The sequence below is a fragment of the Rhizobium sp. NZLR8 genome (genome assembly GCF_019685025.1).
In the GTDB taxonomy this organism is placed as follows: Bacteria; Pseudomonadota; Alphaproteobacteria; order Rhizobiales; family Rhizobiaceae; genus Rhizobium.
Genome location: NZ_JABDVY010000016.1, coordinates 115,060 through 140,274 on the forward strand (window position 1 = coordinate 115,060; position 25,215 = coordinate 140,274).

Genomic DNA, 25,215 nt, shown 5'->3' on the forward strand with positions numbered 1-25,215 from the left:
TCAAGCGGCCTCCTGGGCACCGTCATCCACGGCGGCGGCCGCCAGTTCGTCTTCGATCCCAAGGAGAAGACGGCGCTTCTCGGAGAGCTCATCGGCGAACTGGAAGGTTCCGCCCGTGCGGGAACGATAGGACGTCAGGCGTCGCTCGGCGTCATCCAGGCGCTGGCGATAGCGCCGTTGTTCCTCCTCGAACCCGTCGAGCCCATGCTCGAGCCGGGAGATCGCTCCAAGTGGGGTGACAGTGATAGCAAGCTCGATCTCGTAGTCGGCGCCGCTGCGCTGGATGAGCGTCTTGTAGCGATAGCCATCGCCCCTGCCGAACCGCTCGCCCTCATAGACGAGATCGAACCCGCCGATCGTCGCCAGATGAACCTCGCCCTCGTGCTGGAGCTGCAGAAGCGTGAGGATCTCTTTCATCAGTGAGCGGCCGGCCTCCTTGCGCTCGGTATGGCTCTCTCCCAGCACCGTCATCGTAAAGGCGTCGCCTGACGTGGGCTGGAGCCGCTCGAGGTCCTGGCCGACCTCACCGATGCGGCGGGTCGAGATCTCGATCTCGCGTTCGGCATCGCGCATCTGCCCGCGGACGGCATACTGATCGTCTTCGTGGGCGGCGCGGAGCCGTTCGAGCCGGGCAATGTCGGCTTCCAGGCCGGCTTTCTGCATCAATCGCTCGTCGCCGGACGCGATGGCCTTGGCCATGGCGAACTGGTTGGCGGCGCCTTCGCCTACATCTTCGAGCCTGCGGATCGACGTGTCGCCTGAAAGGGCAGCGGCGATAAACCGCGCCTTGCGTTCGTTGTTCTGCCACATGGAAGCGTCGAGACTTCCCTCGGTGGCATAGGCGAAGATGTCGACCTCGTCATGCTGGTTTCCCTGTCGAACGATGCGTCCTTCGCGCTGTTCGATCTGCGACGGCAGCCACGGGACATCGAGATGGTGGAGCGCTTTCAGCCGGAGCTGGGCATTGACGCCGGTGCCCATGGTCTCGGAGGATCCAATCAGGAAACGCACCTTGCCGGCGCGGACATCGCCGAACAGCCGTTGCTTGGCCTCGGTCTTCTTGTAGTCCTGCATGAAGGCGATCTCCGCCGCGGGTACGCCGAGCCGGATCAGCTCGTCGCGGATGAACCGGTAGGCCGAAAACCCCCGGGTCTTCTCGACATTCATAGTGCCGAGATCGGAGAAGATCATCTGCGCGGCCCCCGGCAGTTCGAAATCCTTGCCATCGGGGCGCCGGTAGACCGCATCACCGGTCTCCTTCCAGATCCGGTGCGCATTGCGGACCAGGAGATTCAGCTTGTTATCGTCCTCGTTCCCAGCCGCCGGCATGACGAACCGCAGATCGATAGCGGCGTGGCGGCCGTCAGTGATGACGGATAGAAGAATGTCGTCACCGGGTTTGGCCGGACCCTCGCGCTGTTCGATCATCTTGATCCTGCTGCCGAGCGTCTGCTGATAGGTCTTGAACAGCGCCGTCGGCTTCGCGGTCATGATCTGCCGCCGGCCGGTCGAGATGTCGGGCACCCTCACATACTGCCGAAGGTCATCCGGCATGACCACATCGGCAAACGAGCGGAACATCGCGATCAGCTCGGGGACGTTGACGAACGACGCAAAGCGACTGACCGGCTTGTATTTGCCGGATGGTTGGATTTCCAGTTCGGTCGTCGTATCGCCGAAGCAGGACGCCCAGGCATCGAATTCATGCAGCCCGCGCTCGAAAAGAGCCGCGTGGCCAAGCAGTCTCTGGATCGAGAACATTTCGCCTAGCGTGTTGGTGATCGGCGTGCCGGAGGCCAGCACCAGCGCCCGGCCGGGATTTTTCGTCTCGATGTAGCGGGACTTCACATAGAGATCCCAGGCGCGCTGCGAGCCGTTCGGATCGATGCCCTTCAGCGTCGACATATTGGTGGCGAAGGAGAGCTTGCGGAATTCCTGCGCCTCGTCGACGACGATCTGATCCACACCGATCTCCGAGATCGTAAGAAGATCGTCCTTGCGGGTAGCGAGACCTTCGAGCCGCTCCTTCATTCCTTCTTTCAACCGCTCAAGCCGCTTACGCGAGACGCGGTCCTCGCTGTCGACCTTGGTCAGCAGATCCTCGTATAGCTGCAGCTCGTCCTGGATCATCTCCTGCTCGAAGGCCGACGGCACGGCGATGAAGCGAAACGCCGAATGGGTGATGATGATCGCGTCCCAAGTGGCGGTCGCTGCCCGCGACAGGAAGCGAGCGCGCTTGTCCTTGGTGAAATTGGTCTCGTCGGCCACGAGAATGCGCGCGTTGGGGTAAAGAGCCAGGAATTCGCGCGCCGCCTGCGCCAGGCAATGGCCGGGGACAACCAGCATCGCCTTGGCGATCAGCCCCAGCCGGCGTTGCTCCATGATCGCGGCCGCCATCGTCATGGTCTTGCCGGCGCCGACGGCGTGGGCGAGATAGGTCGAGCCATCGGCGATGATCCGCCAGATGCCGCGTTTCTGGTGCCCATAAAGAACGAAGGCGCCAGAGGCGCCGGGAAGTTTCAGATGGGAGCCGTCGAATTTGCGTGGCGCAATGTTGTTGAAGCGGTCGTTGTAATCGCGGGCCAACCGGTCGGTGCGGTCCGGATCGGTCCAAACCCAGTCTTGAAACGCCTGCTTGATCTTCTGCAACTTGTCGCGCGCCGCCTCGGTATCGACGACGTTCAGCACCCGGCGCTCGCCATCGACATCCTTGAACACATCGAAGATCTGCGGGACGCGGCTGTTTAACGCATCGGCGAGCAGCTCGCCGGCATGCCGGCGGCCCGTGCCCCATTCGGATGTGCCGGCTGCAGAATAGCCGAGCTGGCGCGCTTCCACCGTCCAGGAGCTAAGCTCCGGCATGTGGTGGATGCGGATATCGCTTTCCATCCTTTCCTTGACGAAGGCGACGACATCCGCGGCCGGGATCCAAGGCGCGCCGAGGCGTGCCGTGATGTCCGACGGACGCAGGTCGGCCGGTTGGACCGCCTGAAGGGCACGAACATTGCGCTCGTAGACCGGATCAAGTTCCGCTGCTGCCTGCGCGGCCGCCAGCTTGGTGCGGACCGATCCGGAGAGATAGGCATCGGCAGTCTTCCAGGAACCATCAGCCGGATCTTGAAACACCGTGTCACGGAGGTCATCGATGACTGCGGAGATTTCGCGATGGAGGAGTTCGGCGATATGATCGACATCGACATGGCCGCGCTCGTTGAGTACGACCGCCAGCGCATCAGCAGCATTGGTGATGACAGGCGACATCGGCGGAGCGATCACACGGGTGGCGAAGATCGGACCCGGCTTCGCCGTGTCGGTCTCCAGATCATAGTCCTCGATCGATGCAACCAGCCAGCAATCGGGATCATCGCGGAAGGGCAACAAGTTCGGCTGACGATGGGTCTCCTTCACCTCGCCGGTCTCTGGATCCTCCTGGATCGAGACGGTTGTGTGGTTGATCGGACCGAAGTCGCGGACGAATGCCGACCAGGCGAGGCGGAGCCGCACCTGCAGGTCGCGCCACGGCCGGTCCGTCTCCTGGGCCTTCAGTATCTCACGGACGGCATCGCGGATCGGGACCAGTTTCGAGATGATCCGAACATGCTTTTCAGAGATCCCGTCACCGGGGCGGCCCTTCCGGACGGTCACCGCTACCGCCGTGCCGTCGAGCATCTGCATCAGCCCCTTCGCCCGGTCAACGAAGAAGCTGCCTTCGCGGACCGGGCTATCCTTCGGCCTGAGGTCGACGATCTCGGCGAGCTCATCTTCCAGATCGATATCAATCGGGGTCGGCTCGCCGTCATAGACGTCGGCCGGAAGAAGTTCGATGGCGGCGTCGAGGATGGTGTCGAGATCGGCTCCGTCGCGGGCGACGCAGGTGTACGTCTCGCCAAACGGCCCAGAGGTGAGGGCATGGGTGCCGAGCACGAAGTCGGGATGGCGTGCAAACCAGCGGTTCACGCGGATCGCACCCTCATCGTCGACAGCAGGCCGCACCTCATCAACATCAAGCCAGATCTGATCGCCTTCCGGTTCTCCTGCCTTGCGCTTGCGGAAGAAGAGGATGTCAACGACGACATCGGTGCCGGCGTCGCGCCGAAAGCTGCCTTCTGGCAGGCGGATCGCCGCGATCAGGTCGGCGGTTTTGGCGATATGCTCGCGTGCGGTCGTCGCGGCCTTGTCCAACGTGCCATGCGAGGTGACGAAGGCGGCCAGTGCGCCCGGCTTCAACAAGTCGATCGAGCGCGCAATGAAATAATCGTGGAGCCGCAAGCCAAGCGACCGGTAGGCCCGGTCGGAGCGGACGGTGCGATCGGAAAAGGGCGGATTGCCGATGGCGAGATCGTAGATCGGCGCCAGATCCGTGCGGGCGAAGTCGCCTTCAATGATGCGAGACCGCGGCTGAAGAAGGCGCACGATGCGCGCCGTGACCGGATCGAGCTCGATCCCGGTGACATAGGCGGTGTCGCGGTACTCTGGTGGGATGAGGGCAGGGAAGAGCCCTGTCCCGATACCGGGCTCAAGCACCCGGCCCCCGCGCCAGCCGAGACGCTGGATCCCAGCCCAGATCGCCCGGACGATCAGTTCCGGCGTGAAATGGGCATATTGGGTGCAGCGGGCAAGCGAGGCATAATCAGCCTCCGACACGGCGGTTTCGAGCGAAGAACCGAGCGCGTCCCAGCCATCACAAAAATCGACCTCGCCCGGCCGGCGGAACATGCCATTGGCAAGCTCGCCAGCACCGAAGCCAGTGAAGCGGACCATCTGTGCCTGCTCCTTGGCGGTCGCCGGCCGCTCCTGCTTCACTATGCCCTCCGTGACCAGGATTGCCGCCACGTTGACGCGAGCACGATCCTTCCATGAGGCACCGAGACCGCGGTCGCCGTCCAGATAGAAATTCTGGCGCTGACTGTTCGGGCACGCCGCCGAAGTCACAACTGGCAAAGCCGGGGCGGGCGCCGGCGGAGTGGGATCGGGATCGTCGTCATTGGCCGCCACTGTGTCGAAGCCGCCAAATGCGGTGACACCTAGCGCAAGGCCTGAAGAGAGCGCAGAGCTACCGAACATGTCGAGAGTGAAAGGATCGTTGCTCATCGGGAGTTTTCCTTTTCGGATGCGCGCCATCGCTCGCCCGCCGCAATAGCGGGCTGGAAGCGCCTGATGGATTGAAGGGATTGATGACGCCTAGGCCGCGATGTCAGGCAGATGCCGCATATGAACGGGCAGTTTGGCGGCGGTCTCATCATCGGTAAGGTCGTCCAGCAGCTTCAGAAGCGTGCCATTGGTGCCGCTCCACAGCATGACCATGCGCTGCCCCTGCATCACCGGTGGAAACCGATCGCCGGCATAGCCGCGATAGGCATTCGTAGTGCTGCTCCAGATATGTTCTAGTAGCTCTTCACGGGACATGGCGTGAACCGGCTGGGTTTCGCGCTCGAAGATCGTCGCCCGCATCGTCTCGACCGAAGTGGGATCGGACAGGTCGCAATAGCCGTGGAAGTACCGAGGCTTTCCGTCGATCCGCAGCGCAAGGAAGATGCTGGTGGTCGAGCCCGTTAGGAATTCGCGCAACGCGAAGATCGGCCCGCACATCCACAATGGCGGCAGGATATTGAGCATGTAATCGTAGAGTGCCTCATCAAGTTCGAACCATTCTCCGCTGTAAAGCGGAGCAGCATCGCTCCGCCACCGGTCGGGGCGCTGACTATGGCGATCGAAAAGCCGGAACATTTGCGGGCGCGTTGCGACGCCCTCGAAAATCTTGCGGATGGGGGCAGGGGTGTTCATCTCTGGCTCCTTCAGGTTTCGGGACCTGGCGATGGCCACTCCATCACCTCTGTTTTAGTCCCTCATGACACCTTCCGGGCCGCCGGCATCCCGATCGGCCGCGTCAAGGGCCGGCTTTAGCCGGGCGAAGCCTCCCTTGATGCGGTCGGCGGCGATGCGGCACGCCTCTCTCTTCCTTCGCTCTTCAATTTCTCTCTCCTTCTCTCCTGCAGGACTTCATTCCAATCCTCCGCCGGCGGCCGGAGACGGACCGAAGGGCGATCGACCTGTGCGGCCAGTGCCTGAAGACGACGTGCGAACGCATCGCCTTGGCTATTGGCATCGGTGGCACAGACGAGGTGAGTGCCAGGGCAAGCGAGAAGGTCGACCAGCGCCGCTTCGGTTCTGGGCGACCATCCGCCACCGGTACTGAGGTAAAGACTTCCGTCCTGCAGATCTTCGATCGTGGCGAGGCTCATCGCGTCGATGGCAGCCTCCGTCACGCAGAGACGGAGAGCGTCAGGCGCACCCAGGCGAAACAGAACTTTGCTGCCACCCGTCGAAAAGCCGCGCCAGTCAGGTCCGCGCTCTTCCCATCCAACCACCAATCCGGCGCCATCGCTATGGGCGGCCCACATGCTGCCGAATGGACCTTCTCGAACGATCCCTTGATTGATGGCCGAGCGCAGGATGGAGATCGGGATCGCACGCGACCAGCAGAGATACCTCCAGACGCCGGATCCAGTAGCTGGAAGACCGCGACCTTGCCATCGTGTCAGAATATCCGCAGGCTCGACCTTGGACGGCGGCTTCTTCCAGATGACGGGTGCAGCTGTGAAGCCGATGAGATCGCCAACACGGTCGACAGCCTCTGAAAATCCTAAATGCTGAAGCAAGCAAGTAAGAGCGAAAACGTCGCCTTTGTCGTCGCTCAAGGGATCAAACCAGCCGCGACCTTCGTGGGTGACGATGATGATTTCCGCTCCGCGACGAAACTTCACCGCCCGGCGCGTGCTTTCCTTCACATCGACCGCGAACCCAGCCTGTTCGAGGACGGCAGCACAACTCACCGCCTCGCGTAGTTTCTCGATTTCTTCTCTTTTCATGATTTTTCCGATCGCCTGCGATCGTTCCTCAATTTAACTCCCCGCATGATCGGCGGGACATCTTCCAGCCGCCGCGAAGAGCAGAGGGGGCAAGGGCGCGGGAAGCAAGGTGCAAGGTTGCACCGCCCGCGGCGAAGCTTCCCTTGCCGCCGATAGGTCGCCAGCGGCACTCGGAACGGCAATTGCCGGCTCAGTGAGCCGGCCACGGATGAAATTCATGGATGACCGAAAGGTCATCATCGGCGTCGATCTCGTCAGAGGGCAGGACGCCATACTCCCCGTCGACTTCGAAGACGGTGACGGGGACCATCAGGTCGCGGGAGAGCTGGAAGGCGTGGGACTGTGCGAGAGAAAGATCGTGCGACATGTGAGAGGCTCCATTTGGGAGCGGGCCAATTCCCGCTCGATGGCTCCTCAAGAGGCCCTGGGACGGGCGCGATCACCGCGAGGGTGCAGCCCGAGTGGCCGCAGCTTGCTAGCGGACCCCTTGCGGGTTGATCGTGGAAGATCCGGATCTGGGCCAGGACGCCATCGCAAGAGAGCGGGTTTGGCGTGCTTCCGAATGGTGCCGCCCAGCCACAGCCGAATTCGAATGGAGTTGGACACTCAGCCGCGTACAAGCCAGACATTCGGGACATTTGCGGATGTCCTTCACAGACGAAAGGGAGAGGCGTGTATGCACACGCATGTGTTTGCAAACCGCTCGACGATAAGCCATGTCATGGAGGAGGTGAGGGCGAACAATGCTGGCATTCGGAAACATGTTGGACCTGGCGGGAATTGAACGAAGCACGGTCCGGCTGCTTCGACATCAGGACAACCGGCATGCCGGGTTCCCGACACCCTATGCTTTATGGCGTGACCATCGCGAACGCTTCGAGGCATACCAGGCGACCCAATCCTTCGCCAGTGAGCCGAAACTGCGCGCGACCTACTGGGCCTCTTTTGTCGGCATTCCCGAGCGGGAAACGTTGTTCGTTGGGCTATACGCAGCCCGGCTTCTCGGCCCATTGCCGGCCGATCGCCAGCACCCGATCACCGGCGGCATAGAGCCCGCCGGAAGCTGCAACGTTTACGAAGTTGATCGCCTGCCTTCGCTTTCCGAATACGCCGGCCGGCTCTGGATCGACTGGGGCGATAGCTATAGGTCCTGGATCCAGCGCGGTGACGGTAAGGCGAAGCGCCTAATCGAACTGCGGCGAACTCTAGGCGATCCTCCATTCCCCGGCTTTGCGGCCTTTATCGCCAATCTCTCCGATATCGAGAGCCTTCCCGCGACCTGGCAGGCACCTCTGTCTGCGACGAGCGGCATCTATCTTCTGACCTGCCCGAGAACGCGCGAGCAATATGTCGGCATGGCGTCGGGTGTCGACGGCTTCATCGGCAGGTGGCGCGAATACTTTGCAACGGGCCACGGCGGTAATGTCGGGCTTAAGAGTCGCGACGCCAGCGACTACCAGCTATCGATCCTTAAACGGTCGGCTCGACCGCGACGATCGCGGACCTCGGGGAGCTCGAACGACGCTGGAAGGACAAGCTGCAGAGCCGGGAAATGGGCCTTAACAGGAACTGACATGACAAAAGCAGATCAGATACGCTCATTAGCGGCGGATGGCCTGAAGGCGGCGGACATCGCTGCTCGATTGGGGATCCGCTATCAGCATGCCTACAATGTCATCAATGCCGGTCCCCGTCGGACGTTGGAAGCGGCGACCAAGCCGTCCCCCATCGGTCGACCGGAAACGCGCCCACAAAGCAAACCCGCGCTCACGACCGACATCCTGATCAGCGGCGGCTTTACACGGGTCGGACGCTGGATCATCTCGGGGGACAGCCTTGCTGTCGAAACGCCTGCGCCGAAGTCCAAGGGTGTCTATGCCTTCGTAAAAGCCGGCGTCGCGCTCTATGTCGGCGTCGCAACAAAAGGGCTCGCGGGCAGGCTCTATTCATATGGGCGCCCGGGGATCTCGCAGCGAACCAACCAGCGCCTCGAAGCCATCATCATGGCAGAGCTGTCAGGCCCTGAGGCCATTGAGATCTCCATAGCCATGCCTCCGGATCTCGAATGGAATGGCCTGCCGGTCAACGGAAGTGCGGGCCTTGAACTCGGATTGATCGAGAAATACTCGCTTCCGTGGAATATCCGCGGCGCCACTGCGCTCGAAGCCATAGCCGGCCCGGGTCAACCGGCGTTAGGCCGAGATCCGGGACAAAAAATGTAGAACATCGGAGAAATCAGCATAGCGACGGCCGCTCGGCCGGGATTTCGGGAATTCTCGACACGGCACTGCCGGAAGTAGCGCAGCCGCAGGAGGCTTAGCATAGCGCCGGTCAGTGGAAGCCGGGACCGACTGCGCCCGGCGGGGGCGTTCCGCTTCAGGCTGCTGCCTGGTCGTCCGAGACATATTCCCTCAAGCCGTCGAAGACTCCCAGTCTTTTTGGCGGAGCCTCCTTGACGCATCGTTGGGGCGGATCGGGGCCAGTCGATGACCATCGCTTCAAGAGGGCCGAGGCCGTCTCCTCCTTAATCGATCTCGTCAAACAAAAAAGCCTACGCGGTTGGGCGTGGCCACGGGCGCATAGACACAAGGTTGTGCGTTCTAGCTCAGATCGAAGCAACGCAGGATTGACCAATGCACTGGCTACAGGCGCTATTGCGCAACTCCTTGAAGCTGGGTTGATTCGCCCCGGAGAGATCCATGGCCGTCGTCGATGCTCGAATTCTTATTCTCTGCAAGACCTACCCGTCGCCGAGCGGAAAGTATGCGGAGACGACGTGTGTTGCTGGGATGGACGAGAGTGGCAAGCTGGTCCGCCTCTTCCCGGTTCCTTTTCGTCTTATTGCCACGGGTCAACAGTTTAAGAAGTGGCAGTGGATCCGTGCGAAGGTTGAAAAAGCGCGCAAAGATCATCGGCAGGAAAGCTTGACCATCAAGGTCGACACGATCGAAGGCGAAGCCGTCGTTCAGCCGGGCAAGGATTGGGCCGAACGAAGACACCTGATCTCGCCCATCCATGTCTACGATCATTTCGATAAGATAGATGCCGAGCAGCGGGCCAGCGGTATGTCGCTCGCCATGTTGAAGCCGGCGCGGATCCTTGGTCTGGATATCGAGCCAGTCTCGAATCCCGAATGGACCGAAGAGGAACTGGCGAAGCTAGTGCAAGAGCAAAAGCAGGGCGGTCTCTTCGATGATGAAGACAAGCCATCGATCAGGACCCTGCAGAAGCTTCCCTTCGACTTTTACTACCGCTACCAGTGCGGCGAAGGTCCAGGCGCGAAAATGTTCAGGCACAAGCTTGTGGACTGGGAGGTGGGTGCTCTCTATTTGAACTGTCATCGCTCCCATGGAGCCGACTGGGAAAAATACTTCCGGGACCAACTCGAAAATAAGATTCCAGCGAAGGACCTGATGTTTCTCATGGGCAACCAGCACCGGTTTCAGGACCAGTGGTTGATCATCAGCCTCATCTATCCGCCACATCTTGCCCAGGGGCTGCTGCTATAGCTAAAGAGCTACGACCGCTTCGGAAGCCGGTCCTGGTTTCGGATGTACCGTGCAGGATCGTCGCCGAAGAGATGCGTCATCTCGTATCCGAAAGCGCCCATGCGTTCGCCGACTATGAATCGGTGGCAGGTTTTCGGATCGCGTTCGAAGCAGAGGAGGCAGACCGCCTGCTCCTCGGAGGCGGTCGCGAGCTCTTCAATTGCCGCGGCTACTTCGGGAAGGTCAACATGCCCGGAATAGATCGAGCGGAACCGATCGTAGTCGCCCGCCTTCGCCGCTTCACGGCCTTCTTTCGGATCGCCAAGCTGCTGCATCGCGAGATACTTGATGCCGGCTTTTTCAAGATGCTCCCGCAAAGCGTTCTTGGAGAATCCCTTCTTGCGTGACAGGGGAACTGCCCGGACATCTGCTACCGCTTCGATTCCGACGGCGGTCAGCGTCTTCACGAAACGCTCGATGTCGGTGCCCTCGTAGCCGATGGTGTAGACTGTCTTCATGCGATGCTCCTTCTTCGCTCGTGATAGCGAGCGTCGCTGGCCTGACGCTTGCCTAGCGCGAACGCGCCTCGATACTGCATCGGGGAGGGGGCCGCCAGAGGGAAACGCCGATTTCCGCAAGGGCGGGTAACCTGGCCGCCGCTATTGACTTGCAATGCCGAAGACCTTCTAGCCCGAGTTTCTGTGGACGGCCCGCATCGCGCGTTTGCAGGAATCTTGGCCAGCCTTGTACCTTCCCGGTCGCTAAACGTTACAGGAGAGATGGAGATGGCACTGAAGTGGACCGCGCTTGGTGTCCTGCCGAACATTAACATGATGTCGGACGTCTTTGCAGGCGAGCACATGGCGCTGGTGGGCTTCCAGGATGATCGCTTCCTAGATGCCCTCGCCAACGGTCCAAACCTCCAGACCTTTCTCTCGAAATTCGAAGGCAACCACGGTCAGCGGCTAAGACCGAGCCTGCTGGTGAGATCGGATGCCTATCCGGATCGCCCGAACTCGGAGGCAATTTCGAGCTTCATGGATATAGTTGTCGCCTGTGTCGTGCTTGATGCCAGAGTGAGGGCGGTGACATGGCGCAGGAACGTCGGCCCGTTTCATACCGATGCCTTCGAGATCTACCCGTGGATGATCGACCCGCAGGGCAAGAGACTCGTCGCCGGTAACGCCGCGCTGTGGGCAATCCACGAACTCGACAAGTTCCGCGGCGCGGCGTCGGCGGCCGTTCCGGTCCAGGACGTCGGAAACGAGCCGGCGCATCCCCGGTTCTTCAAGCAGCTCCTCGCGCTATGGAAGTCCCGGTTCATCGACGGGCACAACGATTGGACGTCGCGCGCTATTCTACGGTCTCTGAAAATGGCTGCGTCCGCGATGCGCCTGTCGTCTCCTACCGGTTCCACCGAATCCTTCTACGACTACGGTCGCGTCCTGTCCCTGTGGGTCAGCGCGTTCGAGATCCTCGTGCATCCCGGAGCGACCGGCAAGGCGACCCGTCAGAGGGTGCTCGACCTGCTGAAGTCCATTCCATGGCAGAGCGAGATGGCGAGGGAGGAGACACATTCGGCTGACTTCGGCGGCGGAAAGACCTTCGACCTCCGGCTCGCGAATGCGCTCTATATGAAGATGAATGACCTGAGGAACAACTTCCTTCATGGAAATGCCGTCGAACCAGAGGACTTCCGACTCAAAAACGGGACGTTGATCCTGTCCTTCCCGGCCGCAATATTCCGGATGGCTCTTGCGACAATACTGGGCGATCCGGATGGGGTGACATCGGAGCAGGTCATTGCGGGTGAAAAAACTCGAGAGGAATACGGCAAGCACCTGCAGGCGACGAGGTTCAGGAACGACTGCGAGGAATGCCTTCTGGCGGCAGTCAAACCGCAGACTCCCGACGACGAATAGCAGCTTCCGACATTACGAATCAATTCGTGGAAAAGCTAACCCAAGTGCATCACGCCTGTTTTGCAGAGTAGGGGATCACCTATCTTCGTGCAAATGCGCCATAAACACCTCGGTCGGCGTCCTGTATCCGAGGCATTTGCGCGGTTGATCGTTGACATGACGCGTGAGGTGGAGAAGGTCGCGTTGCGACACAACTGCCAGATCTGTGGTGCCTGGCAGGAAGCGTCGAATGCGCTTGTTGGTGTTCTCGACTGTCCCTTTTTGCCAAGGCGCACTTGGGTCGCAAAACCAACTGCACGCACCGATCCCTTCTTCCAAAGCCCTGAACCCGGCAAACTCGGTCCCTCGATTCAACGTGAAGCTTTGACGCGCGAACGCCGGCAAAGGAGAAAACGCTCTGATGATCTTGTCCATGATTGGGCGCGAGTGCCGGCTCGGATTCTTGATGAGAACGGTATAGCGGCTCTTGCGCTCGACGAGAGTGGTGATATTGGCATGGCCGAGTGGGCGTTCGAAGATGAGAAGGTCACCCTCCCAATGGCCAAACCGCGATCTATCTCCAACAAAATCAGGCCGTTGGGATATGCGGTGCGTGGCTGGAAACGCACCGTCGCGCGGCTTCCTGGAGCGCATTGCACGACGTTTGCGGCGTGCCTCCGGTAGATACTGATAGAGACCAAGCCCATAATCTTCCTTGCTGTAGATGAAGCGATAGATTGTCTCCTTGCAAACGCGAATACGACTGAGGCCGTCCGACAGCAGGCGTCCGGCAATCTGTTCCGGCGACCAGCGAGCCTCCAACTGGTTGATGATCTCTGTGCGCAAGGTCGGGTGGCGCCGCAGCTTTCTCAGCCGGCGACGTCGGTCCTGCGCAATGTCGTTCGCAACCGTGCTGTAATAACCGTTGTAGTCCGGCAGTTCACGGTCGTGAAACGTATTGCGCTTGATCTCGCGGTAAATCGTCGAGCGATGACGGCCAAGCTGACGTGCCATCTCGTTGACGGGAACTTTTGCCGCCACCAGCTGATGTAGGCGTCGCCGGTCGGCGAGGGCAAGCTGCATATAGCATCGAGACATGCCAAAATCTCCAAAGTGAAGCCATTGAAATTACTGGCATGTCGCACTTGGAAATAGAATGTACCTCGTAATGTTATAACGTTGCATAAGCAGGTTTATGGAACTGCAGCTTTGAGAGAAACAGATGGCAATGTCACCAGACCTGGCTGAACGGTGACACCCCGCAGGTTCAGCGCCTTAGAGCCTCACCGGTACTTTTCAAGAAGAAATGCATCTTTTCCGGATCGATCGGAACATCGATCGTGTCCTCCGGTCTGACCCTGGATGAAGCGTGAATCTGAGCGGTAAACGCACTCGCACCAGCTTTACCGATGGCAAGCGTGTGCGGGCCGAGAGGTTCGATATCCGCGACGTGCACGCGGATCATCGGAAAGGTGCTGTCCGCTGTCATCGTGTGCTCTGGCCGAATACCGAGAACGACAGCCTGGCCAATACCCGCCGAGAGATGCTCCTCCATGCGTGCGGGAACGACAATCGCCACATCGCCTTCCGCCCGGAAGACAACGCCGCCGTCGCCGGCCTCCAACCGTCCTTGAACGAAATTCATGCTGGGCGCGCCGATGAAAGCGGCGACGAAGAGGTTCTTCGGCGATTCATAAAGCGTGATCGGGTCGGCAGCCTGTTCGATCCGGCCCTGGTTCATCACCACGACCCGGTCGGCCATGGTCATCGCCTCCACCTGGTCGTGCGTCACATAGACGATCGTGGTCTGCAGACGGCGATGCAGCAGTTTGATCTCGGTGCGCATTTCGATGCGCAACTTGGCGTCCAGATTGGATAGCGGTTCATCGAACAGAAAAACATCGGGCTGGCGTACAATGGCGCGCCCGATGGCGACGCGCTGACGTTGACCGCCCGAAAGCGCGCTCGGTTTGCGATTGAGATAGGCGCCGAGATTGAGAATGCGCGCAGCATTCGCAACAGCAGTGTCGATGTCCTCTTTCGGCGTTCCACGCACCTTCATGCCGTAGCCAATGTTTTCGGCGACCGTCATATGCGGATAGAGGGCATAATTCTGAAACACCATCGAGCAATTGCGCAGACCCGGACGCAACGCAGTAACCTCTCGCTCGCCGATGCGGATTTCTCCGGACGTCGCCTGTTCCAGCCCCGCGATCATTCGCAGCGTGGTTGTCTTCCCACAACCGGAAGGCCCGACGAGAACCACGAATTCCTTGTCGGCAATCACCAGATCGAGCGGAGGAATGACCGCAACGCTACCGAAGGACTTGGTGACCTGATCCAAACGCACCTGCGACATGCTGAAACCTTTTCATGAGAATTCCATCGCCTACCCGAAGCGGCGATGGTCCCTTCCTCTACCAACGATGCTGATCCCACCCCGCAGAGCCGGGATGGGATTTATTGAAGACGGCCTACTTCGCAGGCAGGCCCATCGACGAGCGATAAGCTGCCCGTTGTTTGTCACGGCCGAACTCGTCCGTAAGCTTGTTCCATCCGTCAGCCACGGTATCCAGCGCCTGCTGGGGCGTCACTTCTCCGGCCAATGCCTTGGAAAGCTCGATCTCGAGAATTTCCGTGTAGGAGAAGTAGCCCGGCAGGCGCATATCGAGCGCCGTGTTTTTCGCTGTGACGGCGTCCTTCTGCGCGCCGAGATATTCCTTAGCCTCGCGCTCGGAGAAGATCTTCGACCACAACTTGGTATTTGTCGTATGCGAAAGGCGGTAAGGGTTGACGCCTGTGCCGCCGGTAATCGCCGCCTGACCGGAAACCGCCGGGCTCGTCAGGAAGTGGATATAGTTCCAGGCCGCCTCCTGGTTCTTGGAGGACGACGGAACAGCCGCCTGCCAGCCACCGAAGGCCATGAAGGAGGTCTGGACGACCTCGGCCTGCTTGTCCCACTTCTTGGTCTTGTAGTTCCAGATTTCGTCCGAGCCCGGCAGCGATGCCGAACCGACATTGCCAGCAACCTTCGACTGTTTCGGGTCGGCGGCGATGACGCCGGTGTCGCCCCAGCCGATCGATTCCGCGACCTGTCCGCCCGCAAAGGCGGCATTGACTTCGCCGAAGGAGAAGTTCAACGCATTCGGCGGCGCCAGCTTCGAAGCGCGGATATATTCCTCAAGGCCGCGAACCCAGCCCGGATTGTTGACCTGCGCATCCATCGTATCCGGATCGAAGAACATGCCGCCCGGATTATCCGGATGGCTTGTGTAACCGGCAACATGGCTGAACAGGAACCAGAACTGCTGGCCACCACGGCGGAAGGCTTCCGCCGTGCCCCAGAGGCCCTTATCCGGCTGCTGGAAGAATTCAGCGATGTCGAGATACTGCTTCCATGTCTTCGGCGGGGCTAGATCGTAGCCATACTTCGCCTTGAAGGCGCTCTGGTTTTCCGCGTTTTCAAACAGATCAATGCGGTAGGTATAGGTATGGGCGTCACCGTCCATGGTCTGCGACAGGACCTTGCCGTTCCAGACCATCAGTTGCTCGCGGTAAACCGGGGCAATGTCCTCCCAGTCGGCACCCGATTGCATCGCTTTCGGCATTTCCGAGAGATAGTCGGTAAAGTCCGGTGCCCAGGCCGGTGCGAAGGCGACCACGTCGAACGTGTCTTCGCCCGAGGTCAACGAGGTTACAATCTTCGGATAGAGTTCCGACCAGGGAAATTCAACGACGTTCACCTTGCCGCAAGTCTTTTCTTCCCAACCCTTGCCCGCGAGTTGCAGCGCAGAGGCGATATAGGGCCCCGTCTGCGTCGTGGCGGTGAGCGTGACACCGGTATAATCCGGTTCGCAGGCAAGCGCGGATGTGGTGCCCGCCGCAGCAAGCAGTGCCGCAGCCGTTGAACTCAATAGCAATCTTCTCATGTTTTCCTCCCCGGAATTGAACAATGACTAGGGTTGTTGAGCGGTCACTTTATTGCTCCTAAAAGCAGGCCGGACCGCATCAGCCTGCTCAAAATGCCCGCCATGACGACCATGGGTATGATCGCGACCAAGGCGGCTGCCGATATCGCCCACCATTCATCGCCGCGTTGGCTGTTCTGGCCTGCGACGAGAATGGGGAGTGTCTGCCATTTGGAATTGGTCAGGAAGAGAGCAAACAGGAACTCGTTCCAGACAAAGGCGAGCGTGATCATGAACGTAGCGATCAGGCCCGGTTTGGACATGGGCAGGACGATACCGAAGAAAATTCTCCATGTGGGGACGTTGTCGACCATCGCCGCTTCCTCCACCTCGACTGGCAGCGCCGCAAAGAAATCGCGCATCAGCCAGATCACGATCGGCAGCGAGAAAGCGACGTAGGCGAAGGTAAGACCCGTATAGGTATCCACCAGCTTGATGCCCATCTTGCCCATTTCCGTATACATCAGGAACAAGGCGAAGGCGGCGACGATCGGCGGAAACATGCGCTGGCTCACGAACCAGAAGACGATATCGTCATTGCCGAGGACCGGCCCTGGAAGCTTGATCCGGCTGGAGCCGACGGCCAGTGCAAGCGCTGCGACAAAGGCGTAGATTAGCGAGATAGCCTGTCCGAAGCCCAGCACATGGCGGCCAAGCAGATATCCGCCGAAGGCGACGACGACGAAAATCACGCCGGACAGCAGCCTGACCTCGAAGGTGAAGCGCACCAGAGCATAGGCTGCCATTGATCCGATAAAGGTGGCCAGCACCGATGCCGAAAGCCCGACGATCGTCGAGGCGATGAAGGTGTTATAGAACTGGCCGCGCGCGCCCGACAGAAGCTCGCTCCAGGCTGTCAACGTCGGGTCGAAATCGACAAATGGAACATAGGTCGGCCCGCCGACGACGCCGAGCGGCGATTTGAACGAGGTGATCGCCACCCAGTAAAGCGGGAAGAAGGTGAAGGCCAGCCAGAGCAGGCAGCCTGCGAGCGCCCACCAGCGGCCGGATCCTTTGAGGTCACGCACGCTCATTTGTGCTTCTCCAGATAGGGCTTCAGGATGGCGAGATAGACGAGCCCGATCACGGTAATGACGATCAGGAACAGGAAGGACAGGGCGGAGGTGTAGCCGAGGTTGAACTTCTTGAAGCCCTCCTGATAGGCGAACAAGGTGAGCGTTTCGGTCGAAATGCCAGGTCCTCCGCCGGTCATCACGAACACCGTATCGATGATCTTGTAGCTCTCGATGAGGCGGATGAAGACCACAGCCACCGAAATCGGCAGCATCATCGGGAAAGTGATCCCCCAGAACTGCTGCCAGGGGCTGGCATTTTCAAGCGCGGCAGCCTCGTAGACGTCCTCCGGCAGGGTTTGCAGGCCGGCAAGAAGCATGAGGATGACGAAGGGTGTCCACTGCCACACTTCGACGGAAATGATGGCGCCGATAGCCCATCTGGTCTGCGTCAGAAACGGCAGATTGGGAAAGCCGAAGGCGGTCATCAACTCGTTGAGAGGGCCCATCGTCGGGTTGAGGATCTGGCGGGCAATGAGTGCAACGGCGACGGGCGCCACCAGCATTGGCACGAGGAAGCTGACCCGGAACAAACCTTCGCCAGGCACCCGACGGCTGAGCGCCAGCGCCACGGAAAAACCGATGACATACTGCAGCGACACCGCAACAAAAGCGATGATCGTCGTCGTCCAGGTGACACTCCAGAAGCGAGGGTTCTGAAGCAGTTCCGCATAGTTGCCGAAGCCGACGAAATGCGCGGGGATCGGCGGCACGAGCCGTAGGCTCATGAAGCTGGTGGTCAGCGAATAGATCAGCGGGAAGATCGAGATCACCAGCACGATCAGCAGCGCCGGCCAGATGAAGAAGTGTTTGACCGGATCGTTGCGGGTCATGCTGCGCCTCCTTTCTGCAGAAGCGCCTCGATTTCCTCGTTCTTCGGCATTGCAGGCGCGGTACCCCGTCGCGTCACCGCGATACCGGCGGTCGCGCAGCCGAAGCGCAGGGCCTCGACCGGAGTAACGCCCCGCGACAGCGCTGCCGAGAAGCCGACGACGAAAATCCCGAGGATCGAAACACCCACCTTCATTATCGTTTCCCCTCAAACGGTTTCCGGCGGAATGACGCCTTTGGTGAAGAGGAAGCAGCCGTAGAAGCGGTTTTCGCCCGTGGTGATGACGCAATAGGCCTTTTTTGCCTCCTCATAGAAGGCGAAACGCTCGATGCCATACATTAGCGCCGGTTTGCCCTCGGCGCCGTCGACAACGGCCTGGACTTCCTGTTGCACGGGAGGGATCTCGTCCGGCGCGCCCATGATTTCCATTCGCCCGGCGGACGGCTGTAGCGGCGTATCCAGCGGCATTACCGAAAGAATAGCTTTGATGGCGCGGGCAGCCGACACATTGTCTATCCGCAACAGCTTGCCGAGCACCGTTTGCCGGGCAATGGAATCCGAAGGAAAATTGGTGTCGGAAACGACGACCGTGTCGCCATGCCCCATGGATCGAAGCGCGTGCAGCACATCCGCATTCAGAGCCGGATCGATATTTTTCAGCATGAAAATCCTCCCTTAGTTGCACCATTTCGCAGCACCTCGTGCCGCAAAACCGAGCCCATACCGCAAGTCCGTTACAACTCTGCGATTCCCTCAAATTCCGTCGTTCTCGCCTGCCGGTGCGGTTCTCCTCCCGCCCGCATGACCAGAGTTGGAGCCCTTAATCTCCGTAGGGGATCCAGATATTCTTCACATCCACAGCGCGGCGAAGGTATAGCGCGCCTTCGGCGGAGGCCTTGCTCCCCCACTCGAATGCTTCCTCAAAATCTTCATCGTAGATAGGAGTTTTTAGCGCCTGGAGCACAATGGTGGGATTGGTGGTACAATCCATTGGCTTGAGGCGCTTGACGGCTTCAACGTCGGCGGTGTCGGCGACTACCGTCGTCATTTGACGCAATTGCGCAAGCTTGTCCATGAACTGAACTTCTCCTCATATCTATTCGGCAAGTGACAATCGCTCGGCAATTCCACACATCGATGGTGCTCCACGCCGGCTCAGCTTCGTGGTTTGGTGCAGACATTTTTGAGCGCCACTGTCGTTAAGGCATCCTCCGTCCACTTTCCAAGACGAACGGATCAGGGGTTTTCGGACACGGCGCTCTTTGCTCTCCAGAATTCGAAGAGGTGCAACCGATCGAATATGCCTGTGCCTGAGCGGAGCGCGGAAACGCCGATCAGAAGTGCCCCCCAGATGGCAATTGTCAGGAACTGGCTAAAGTTCATCAAATTGAACGCGGAGGAGATCAGCTGCAAGAGCAGCAACGCAGCAAACAACCCTGATACTTTTCCGGTGCCGCCATATGGATCGATGCCCCCCAGAACCGCCGCCAGGATGCTGATGAGAAGGAAGCTCTCGCCATAGGACGCGTTGGCAGAATTGAATCGGGCCATCATTACAAGCCCGCCGCATCCTGCAAGCGCGCCCGATAAGGCATACGTCAAAAGCAAAACTCGTTTGACATGTATGCCCGAGAACTGGGCAGCTTTCTCGTTGGCGCCGACAAGGTAGACCTTCTGACCGAAGGATGATCGCCGAAGAACCACCGACACGAACACGCAAAGGGCAACAAACAGCAGGAACGCAAGCGGTACCCCCAGATAGGTTCCATTTCCAATCGCAACGATTGGATCTGAAAAGCCTGACAAGACGTTTCCACGCGTCAGTCCAATGGCAAGACCTTTGCAGGCGATCATGGTCCCCAGTGTGGCCAGAATGGGGGATACTCCGAGATAGGCGATGATGAAGCCGTTCAACAGGCCTATCAGAATTGCGACGGCGAGGCCCGCGGCAACCGCGCCTACTTGCCAGGTGAGCCAAAGCACACTTCCAGCATCGCCCCACGGAATTGTGAACTGCAACACCGACGCTATCGTCAAAGCGCAGAGATTGGCCGTCGAAATGATCGACAAATTCAGCCCGCCGGAAAGGAGCGCAAGCATCATCGCAAGACCAAGAATGCCAAGTTCCGGGGTCTGAAAGGCTATCGACTGAAATGTTCCCACACTCAGCAGCCGATCGCCGAGAATGAGGCCAAACACCGCTAGAACGGCCATGAAAATGGTAGCAAGCGTCATCGTTGTGGCGTTCTCTCGAACGAAACGGGATATGAGAGATCGATTGGCGGACGGCTTCATGGTAATTTCCTCCCTAGGACGCGAGTCCAGCATGCCGACGCCGCTGAGACAGCGCAGTCGCCGAGACCGCAAGCAGAATAACGCAGCCGACAAAGAACTGATTCCAGTATGAGGACACGCCAAGCAATATCAGTCCGTTCTGCAAAATTGCGATGAGCATCACGCCCAGTACGGCGCCAAACACGGAGCCGTTGCCACCGGCCAGACTCGCGCCGCCAAGAACGACAGCCGCAAGCACTTCGAGTTCCTTGCCGATGAGCGTCGTCGGCGTAACCGATTGGGCCAGCTGGGCTTGCGATATTGATGCGATCGCAGCCATGAACCCCATATAACCGTAGACAAGGCACCTCAGGCCGAAGACATGAAAACCAAGGCGTTCGGCGGCTATCTCATTCCCCCCCATGGCATATATTTGACGACCGATGTTTGTCTTGTTGAGCAAGACCCAGGTCATAAAGAATGCGACCACTAGCAACAGCGCCTGGAAATTGATCGCATAAGGAAATCCATTACTGTCGGTGAATTCGAACCACCAGATCCCTTCGCGGAAATAGCTGGGAAGCGAGGTGATATAGTCGCCGCGGGTGATATATATTAGCAACCCATAAAAAATATTGAGAGTGGATATAGTCACAATAACCGAAGAGATGCGAACCTTATGAATAATAGCCGCATTGAATAGCCCACATAGTATACCAGTGCAGCAGGCGACAAGGAACACTCCGAACCACCCAATTGGATAGGTCTTGGCAATCATGAGAGCCACATATTGAGCGACGCTGGCTATGGCAGTAAAGGAGATGTCGATCCCACCGAACACCAAGACCACAAGCAGACCGGCTGCAAGAATGCCTGCAAACGAAGTGGAGGTGAGAAGGTCGAAAAGGTTTTGCAGCGTCAGAAAACTGTCCGTCGCTGCCGTGAGGAACAGGGACAATACGATGACGACCGCAAGCAGCCAAAATTCGTGACTTCGTGTCCAGCGTTGAATTGTCTTAGGCATAGATTTCCTCCTGCAGATTTCTCTCGGTCGACGAAAGCGGATCCACTTCGCTGACGAGCCTGCCTTGCCGCATGACCAGGACACGATGGGTGTGGTAGAAGACCTCCTGGGCTTCGTCGGAGATGAGCAGTACCCCGACGCCTTCTGCCGCCAATCGGTGCACTATCTCATAGATTCCGTCCTTGGCCTTGATGTCCACGCCGACGGTTGGGCTATCGAGTATCAGCACGCGGGGTTTTGTGGCCATCCACTTGCCCAACACTACCCGTTGCTGGTTGCCTCCTGACAGAGTTCCGACGGGATTTTCGAGGTCGGACACTTTCGTGTTCAGGCGAACGATCCAATCATCGGCTGCGGCTACACGTTTGGCGGGGTTGATGAGGCCGAATTTGCCGGCCAAGCTGTCGAGGACCGTCGCGAGGATGTTTGCAGAAATGGGCTGCCCCAGCGCCAGGCCGAGCATCAACCTGTCTTCCGGGACGTAAGCCACGCCGCTGGCTATTGCGACACGATTGGAGCTGGCTATCAGCGGCTTTCCGGAGACTTCAATCGTGCCGCGGGACGGTGGATTCATACCGAAGATGCTGAGTGCGAGTTCTGTCCGTCCGGAGCCCAAAAGCCCGGTAAGGCCGACGATCTCTCCTTTGCGAATGTCGAAGCTGATATCCTCGTAGTGGCCTGGTCGAGACAGGTTTCGAACCGCCAGCACAACCTCCGCAGCCTCGCCTCCGGGCCGCGGAGGCGCATAGTGGAACTCATGACCGGTCATCAAGGTCTCGAGCCGCCGTGAAGTGATCTCGCTGGCATCGAAGGTCCCCACCTTACCGCCGTCACGCAGAACCGTTACGCGCTCGGCTATCTCCATTACTTCATCGAGACGGTGGGATACGAACACCGTGCAAATGTCTCTGCTCTTAAGGTCGTTGACGACACGCAGCAGAGAATCCACCTCATGCCGGGTCAACGAGGCGGTGGGCTCGTCCATGATGACCAGCTTTGCGTCGGCGGCCATGGCGCGGCAAATCGCAACCAGTTGCCGGTTTGCGATAGAGAGGTCCGACACCATCGTCTCCAGGTCGAGATTGACGTTGATGCGGGCCATGGCTTTCGCCGCAATGTCATTTATGCGGTTCCAATTCGCGAGCCGAGGCAAGCCCATGTGGCTGCCGATGGCGATGTTCTCCGCCACGGACATATTGGGGAAGAGGGAGAGATCCTGATAGATAACCTGGATGCCACTCTTGGTGGAAAGAATGGGGTCCAAACGCGCATGTTCGCGACCCTCCAGAACGATGCTACCACCTGGATCGGGCGCCTGCACGCCAGCAATAATCTTGATCAGGGTGGATTTGCCCGAACCATTTTCGCCAACAAGACAGTGAACTTCGCCGGCCTCCAGCGACAGATCGACATCTCGAAGCGCACGAACTCCGCCGAAATGCTTGGAGACATGGGTCAATTCAAGGAATGTGGTCATAGTGGGCTTTACCCTTAGTCGCTGGCATCTGTCCTGCCGCAGGCGAGCGCGGACCCGCCTGCGGTATTTCCTGCAAGGACGGCTACAGACCTTGGGCGATCAGGCCATCCACGGTTTCTTTGTTGATGTGGGTGATCTTGTCGACCTTGATGAGCTTTCCGGGAACATCCACCGTAGCCTTGCCGAGGCCGGGAACATCCATCCCGTCCTCGATTTTCGTTCCGTCGAGGACCAATCTGGCGACGGCAACCATCGCAGAGCCAGCTTCTCTCGGGTTCCACATGAAACCTTCCCGAATGACGCCGTCCATGATCAGGTCCTTGGCCTGCGACGGCAGCACCGTGCCTATGACGGCAACCCGCTTGCTCAGGTGCTTTTCCTTCACGGCGTTGCCGGCGGCGATCGGACCGTTCGAGCCAAACGCGAGAATACCCTTGAGCTTCGGATAGGCCTTCAGCACGTCGATGGTCGTGCGGTAGGCGCTGTCGATTTCGTCGGCGCCAGGGAAGCGATCGGCCACGAGGTTCATCTTGGGATAATGTGCCTTTTGATAGGCGATGGCCGCGTCGGCCCACTTGTTGTGCAGCGGGGTAGTCAGGGTGCCGACATAGACGACATAGTCCCCTTCCTCGCCCATTTCCTTGGCGAGGCTCTGCATTTGAACTTCGCCGAACTTGGTCGAGTCAATGAGTTCGACGTCCCAGTCGCGGCCCTCCTGTTCCGGCCCCTCGTGGACAATAACCTTGATGCCTGCTGCCTGAGCCCGCTTGAGCACAGGCTCGCAGGCCTTGACGTCCAGGGGCACAAGGCCGATCACGTCCACCTTTTTGGCGATCAGATCTTCCAGCAGCTTGACCTGCTGAGCCGGGTCGATGTTTGCCGGACCGGTCATGGAAACGTCGATGTTGAATTGCTTCCCTGCCTCCTGCAGGCCGCGCTCAAGGGCACCGAAGTACGGGATGCCGGCAATCTTGACAACAGTCACCATGACTGGGTCGGCCGCCATCGCGAGGTTTGGCGTGGCAATCAGCCATGCCACGCCTGCGGCCAAAGAAAACTTCAAAATGTCACGACGTTTCATGCTCTTCTCCTCCTGTGAGCGTTGTAGACTCTAGATTTTCGGAATTGCGTCTGCGGCCCGTCGCCGCCAGATGTCGCCTCAGAGGCCGTAGCGTGTCGCCAAGCCGCGCAAATACGGCAGCCCTTGATCAAGTACAGCGCCAGCATTGGGCGCGGCCGGCCGCCACATGCAGAGTGCCGCAGCAAGCTGTGGCGGTACCGAGACAAAGCTCTCAATGACAAGATCGCCATCGAATCCGGTGTCGCGCAATGTCCGGAAGACCAGTTCCCAATCTACGGTACCGGTGCCTGGGACACCGCGATGACTTTCGGAAAGGTGGATATAGGGCGAGCGTCCCGCGGCCTGGCGGATGCCGTCGTCGAAACCACTCTCCTCTACGTTCATGTGATAGGTGTCGAGGTGGACGAAGGTATTCGGTTCATCGATTTGCTCAAGCAGCCATATTCCTTGCGCGGCCGTATTGAGAATGTGGGTGTCGAAGCGTGTGCAAGGTTCGACACCGAACGTCATGCCGAGTCCAGCAGCGCGCCGGGCTACCGGCTTCAGTGCCCGAACCACCGCTTCGTACTCGCTACTTGTTGGGGGAACACCGGTCTTGTAGCCGAGCGCCGAGTAGGTGACGCCAGTCAGCATGGAGCACCCAATGTGGTGAGCGGCGTCGAGAACTTGAAACAGATATTGCGTACAGGCTTCCGGAGCCAGGTGAGCCATCTTGTCTTCGGGCAGGCAAAGCGACGCGGTTGCCTGAAGACCATGATCTCGGATTATCGACTTTGCGTGATCCAGATCGATTTTGGCCGGCTCGAACAAAGGGATCTCGATTATTTCCAGCCCGTATCGCGCCGCCTCAGGGATAGCGGCGTTGGCCGCCTCTGTCGTCCACTCGGGCGCCCACAGACTGAAGTGCATTCCAAATTTTGCCATTGCATTTATCCTCCCGTAATCCGCTGCAGAGCCAACGAGAACGCTGGACCAGACAGCGTCAGCGCGACATCTCTTCACCGCTGATCATTATGGGAATAGTCATCGAAAAATTTGCAAAGGTCAACACAAATATAGCTTGTGAAACACATTTGTTTACAGGCTCCAACACCATGCCACGCCACAAATTGCCGTTCCGTCGCATTTGTACGATCATCGCTTAAAAAGAACCTAACACAAAAATCTTTCTTGAAATACATTTGTTGTGACGATATATGTCTAGTGGCTAAGGGGATTGTGACCCCGG

Annotated in this window: 19 protein-coding genes and 2 pseudogenes; 3 read left to right on the plus strand and 18 right to left on the minus strand. The window is 59.1% G+C overall.

Annotated features, from left to right (window positions below):
- The 4 genes from HJB89_RS27530 to HJB89_RS27545 form a co-directional block, all read right to left on the minus strand.
- On the minus strand, positions 1 to 5,091 hold the full coding sequence (locus HJB89_RS27530) for a DEAD/DEAH box helicase family protein (RefSeq protein ID WP_011654727.1): 5,091 nt from the start codon (positions 5,089 to 5,091) through the stop codon (positions 1 to 3).
- Positions 5,092 to 5,181: 90 nt separating this feature from the next.
- On the minus strand, positions 5,182 to 5,784 hold the full coding sequence (locus HJB89_RS27535) for a DUF1419 domain-containing protein (protein WP_011654726.1): 603 nt from the start codon (positions 5,782 to 5,784) through the stop codon (positions 5,182 to 5,184).
- Positions 5,785 to 5,900: 116 nt separating this feature from the next.
- Positions 5,901 to 6,869 (minus strand): DUF3991 and toprim domain-containing protein, encoded by a 969-nt coding sequence (locus tag HJB89_RS27540; RefSeq protein WP_011654725.1) that lies wholly within the window; start codon positions 6,867 to 6,869, stop codon positions 5,901 to 5,903.
- A 190-nt stretch (positions 6,870 to 7,059) separates the two neighbouring features.
- A complete protein-coding gene (locus tag HJB89_RS27545; protein ID WP_011654724.1) occupies positions 7,060 to 7,236 on the minus strand; it encodes a hypothetical protein in 177 nt (58 codons plus the stop codon).
- 376 nt (positions 7,237 to 7,612) lie between these two features.
- On the opposite strand from HJB89_RS27545, the gene HJB89_RS27550 reads away from it, so the two are divergent.
- Both HJB89_RS27550 and HJB89_RS27555 read left to right on the plus strand, forming a co-directional pair.
- Positions 7,613 to 9,091, plus strand: coding sequence for a hypothetical protein (locus HJB89_RS27550; RefSeq protein ID WP_011654723.1), 1,479 nt, complete (start codon positions 7,613 to 7,615; stop codon positions 9,089 to 9,091).
- Between the two features lie 477 nt (positions 9,092 to 9,568).
- Positions 9,569 to 10,378 carry a hypothetical protein gene (locus HJB89_RS27555; RefSeq protein ID WP_011654722.1) on the plus strand — a complete coding sequence of 270 codons (810 nt, stop codon included), beginning with the start codon at positions 9,569 to 9,571 and terminating at the stop codon, positions 10,376 to 10,378.
- An 8-nt stretch (positions 10,379 to 10,386) separates the two neighbouring features.
- On the opposite strand, the gene HJB89_RS27560 is transcribed toward HJB89_RS27555, so the two are convergent.
- The gene (locus HJB89_RS27560; protein ID WP_011654721.1) at positions 10,387 to 10,875 is read right to left on the minus strand and encodes a DUF488 family protein; all 489 of its coding nucleotides are present in this window, start codon (positions 10,873 to 10,875) and stop codon (positions 10,387 to 10,389) included.
- Positions 10,876 to 11,142: 267 nt separating this feature from the next.
- On the opposite strand from HJB89_RS27560, the gene HJB89_RS27565 reads away from it, so the two are divergent.
- Complete coding sequence (locus tag HJB89_RS27565) at positions 11,143 to 12,279, plus strand: hypothetical protein (RefSeq protein WP_122330903.1); 1,137 nt, start codon at positions 11,143 to 11,145, stop codon at positions 12,277 to 12,279.
- Between the two features lie 75 nt (positions 12,280 to 12,354).
- On the opposite strand, the gene HJB89_RS27570 is transcribed toward HJB89_RS27565, so the two are convergent.
- The 13 genes and pseudogenes from HJB89_RS27570 to HJB89_RS27630 form a co-directional block, all read right to left on the minus strand.
- On the minus strand, positions 12,355 to 13,356 hold the full coding sequence (locus HJB89_RS27570) for an IS30-like element ISRle2 family transposase (protein ID WP_011654719.1): 1,002 nt from the start codon (positions 13,354 to 13,356) through the stop codon (positions 12,355 to 12,357).
- Positions 13,357 to 13,525: 169 nt separating this feature from the next.
- Positions 13,526 to 14,617, minus strand: a complete 1,092-nt coding sequence (locus HJB89_RS27575; RefSeq protein ID WP_011654718.1) for an ABC transporter ATP-binding protein — start codon at positions 14,615 to 14,617, stop codon at positions 13,526 to 13,528.
- A 115-nt stretch (positions 14,618 to 14,732) separates the two neighbouring features.
- Positions 14,733 to 16,187, minus strand: coding sequence for an extracellular solute-binding protein (locus tag HJB89_RS27580; RefSeq protein ID WP_011654717.1), 1,455 nt, complete (start codon positions 16,185 to 16,187; stop codon positions 14,733 to 14,735).
- A 44-nt stretch (positions 16,188 to 16,231) separates the two neighbouring features.
- Positions 16,232 to 17,260, minus strand: coding sequence for a carbohydrate ABC transporter permease (locus tag HJB89_RS27585; protein WP_011654716.1), 1,029 nt, complete (start codon positions 17,258 to 17,260; stop codon positions 16,232 to 16,234).
- Positions 17,257 to 18,132 carry a carbohydrate ABC transporter permease gene (locus tag HJB89_RS27590; protein ID WP_003560016.1) on the minus strand — a complete coding sequence of 292 codons (876 nt, stop codon included), beginning with the start codon at positions 18,130 to 18,132 and terminating at the stop codon, positions 17,257 to 17,259. The genes HJB89_RS27585 and HJB89_RS27590 overlap by 4 nt, the downstream gene beginning before the upstream one ends.
- Positions 18,129 to 18,296, minus strand: a pseudogene (locus tag HJB89_RS27595) (PfkB family carbohydrate kinase); the annotation flags it as partial. The pseudogene HJB89_RS27595 and the gene HJB89_RS27590, both read right to left, overlap by 4 nt.
- A gap of 42 nt (positions 18,297 to 18,338) precedes the next feature.
- Entirely contained in the window at positions 18,339 to 18,794 is a 456-nt protein-coding gene (locus HJB89_RS27600) for an RbsD/FucU family protein (RefSeq protein WP_011654715.1), read from the minus strand.
- 232 nt (positions 18,795 to 19,026) lie between these two features.
- A pseudogene (locus HJB89_RS27605) lies at positions 19,027 to 19,206 on the minus strand (transaldolase family protein); the annotation flags it as partial.
- A gap of 161 nt (positions 19,207 to 19,367) precedes the next feature.
- Complete coding sequence (locus HJB89_RS27610; protein WP_011654714.1) at positions 19,368 to 20,426, minus strand: ABC transporter permease; 1,059 nt, start codon at positions 20,424 to 20,426, stop codon at positions 19,368 to 19,370.
- 13 nt (positions 20,427 to 20,439) lie between these two features.
- A complete protein-coding gene (locus HJB89_RS27615; protein ID WP_011654713.1) occupies positions 20,440 to 21,429 on the minus strand; it encodes an ABC transporter permease in 990 nt (329 codons plus the stop codon).
- Entirely contained in the window at positions 21,422 to 22,906 is a 1,485-nt protein-coding gene (locus HJB89_RS27620) for a sugar ABC transporter ATP-binding protein (RefSeq protein WP_011654712.1), read from the minus strand. The genes HJB89_RS27615 and HJB89_RS27620 overlap by 8 nt, the downstream gene beginning before the upstream one ends.
- Before the next feature lie 82 nt (positions 22,907 to 22,988).
- Positions 22,989 to 23,987, minus strand: a complete 999-nt coding sequence (locus tag HJB89_RS27625; protein WP_011654711.1) for a substrate-binding domain-containing protein — start codon at positions 23,985 to 23,987, stop codon at positions 22,989 to 22,991.
- A 78-nt stretch (positions 23,988 to 24,065) separates the two neighbouring features.
- On the minus strand, positions 24,066 to 24,911 hold the full coding sequence (locus HJB89_RS27630) for a sugar phosphate isomerase/epimerase (protein ID WP_011654710.1): 846 nt from the start codon (positions 24,909 to 24,911) through the stop codon (positions 24,066 to 24,068).
- Between the last annotated feature and the right edge of the window lie 304 nt (positions 24,912 to 25,215).

Excerpts from the sequence above, each read along its gene's own strand:
- HJB89_RS27560 (WP_011654721.1), bottom strand. The coding sequence starts at position 10,875 with ATGAAGACAGTCTACACCATCGGCTACGAGGGCACCGACATCGAGCGT.
- HJB89_RS27585 (WP_011654716.1), bottom strand. The coding sequence starts at position 17,260 with ATGAGCGTGCGTGACCTCAAAGGATCCGGCCGCTGGTGGGCGCTCGCA.
- HJB89_RS27600 (WP_011654715.1), bottom strand. The coding sequence starts at position 18,794 with ATGCTGAAAAATATCGATCCGGCTCTGAATGCGGATGTGCTGCACGCG.
- HJB89_RS27530 (WP_011654727.1), bottom strand. The coding sequence starts at position 5,091 with ATGAGCAACGATCCTTTCACTCTCGACATGTTCGGTAGCTCTGCGCTC.
- HJB89_RS27545 (WP_011654724.1), bottom strand. The coding sequence starts at position 7,236 with ATGTCGCACGATCTTTCTCTCGCACAGTCCCACGCCTTCCAGCTCTCC.
- HJB89_RS27630 (WP_011654710.1), bottom strand. The coding sequence starts at position 24,911 with ATGGCAAAATTTGGAATGCACTTCAGTCTGTGGGCGCCCGAGTGGACG.
- HJB89_RS27555 (WP_011654722.1), top strand. The coding sequence starts at position 9,569 with ATGGCCGTCGTCGATGCTCGAATTCTTATTCTCTGCAAGACCTACCCG.
- HJB89_RS27580 (WP_011654717.1), bottom strand. The coding sequence starts at position 16,187 with ATGAGAAGATTGCTATTGAGTTCAACGGCTGCGGCACTGCTTGCTGCG.
- HJB89_RS27550 (WP_011654723.1), top strand. The coding sequence starts at position 7,613 with ATGCTGGCATTCGGAAACATGTTGGACCTGGCGGGAATTGAACGAAGC.
- HJB89_RS27570 (WP_011654719.1), bottom strand. The coding sequence starts at position 13,356 with ATGTCTCGATGCTATATGCAGCTTGCCCTCGCCGACCGGCGACGCCTA.
- HJB89_RS27575 (WP_011654718.1), bottom strand. The coding sequence starts at position 14,617 with ATGTCGCAGGTGCGTTTGGATCAGGTCACCAAGTCCTTCGGTAGCGTT.
- HJB89_RS27620 (WP_011654712.1), bottom strand. The coding sequence starts at position 22,906 with ATGACCACATTCCTTGAATTGACCCATGTCTCCAAGCATTTCGGCGGA.
- HJB89_RS27565 (WP_122330903.1), top strand. The coding sequence starts at position 11,143 with ATGGCACTGAAGTGGACCGCGCTTGGTGTCCTGCCGAACATTAACATG.
- HJB89_RS27590 (WP_003560016.1), bottom strand. The coding sequence starts at position 18,132 with ATGACCCGCAACGATCCGGTCAAACACTTCTTCATCTGGCCGGCGCTG.
- HJB89_RS27610 (WP_011654714.1), bottom strand. The coding sequence starts at position 20,426 with ATGAAGCCGTCCGCCAATCGATCTCTCATATCCCGTTTCGTTCGAGAG.
- HJB89_RS27615 (WP_011654713.1), bottom strand. The coding sequence starts at position 21,429 with ATGCCTAAGACAATTCAACGCTGGACACGAAGTCACGAATTTTGGCTG.
- HJB89_RS27535 (WP_011654726.1), bottom strand. The coding sequence starts at position 5,784 with ATGAACACCCCTGCCCCCATCCGCAAGATTTTCGAGGGCGTCGCAACG.
- HJB89_RS27540 (WP_011654725.1), bottom strand. The coding sequence starts at position 6,869 with ATGAAAAGAGAAGAAATCGAGAAACTACGCGAGGCGGTGAGTTGTGCT.
- HJB89_RS27625 (WP_011654711.1), bottom strand. The coding sequence starts at position 23,987 with ATGAAACGTCGTGACATTTTGAAGTTTTCTTTGGCCGCAGGCGTGGCA.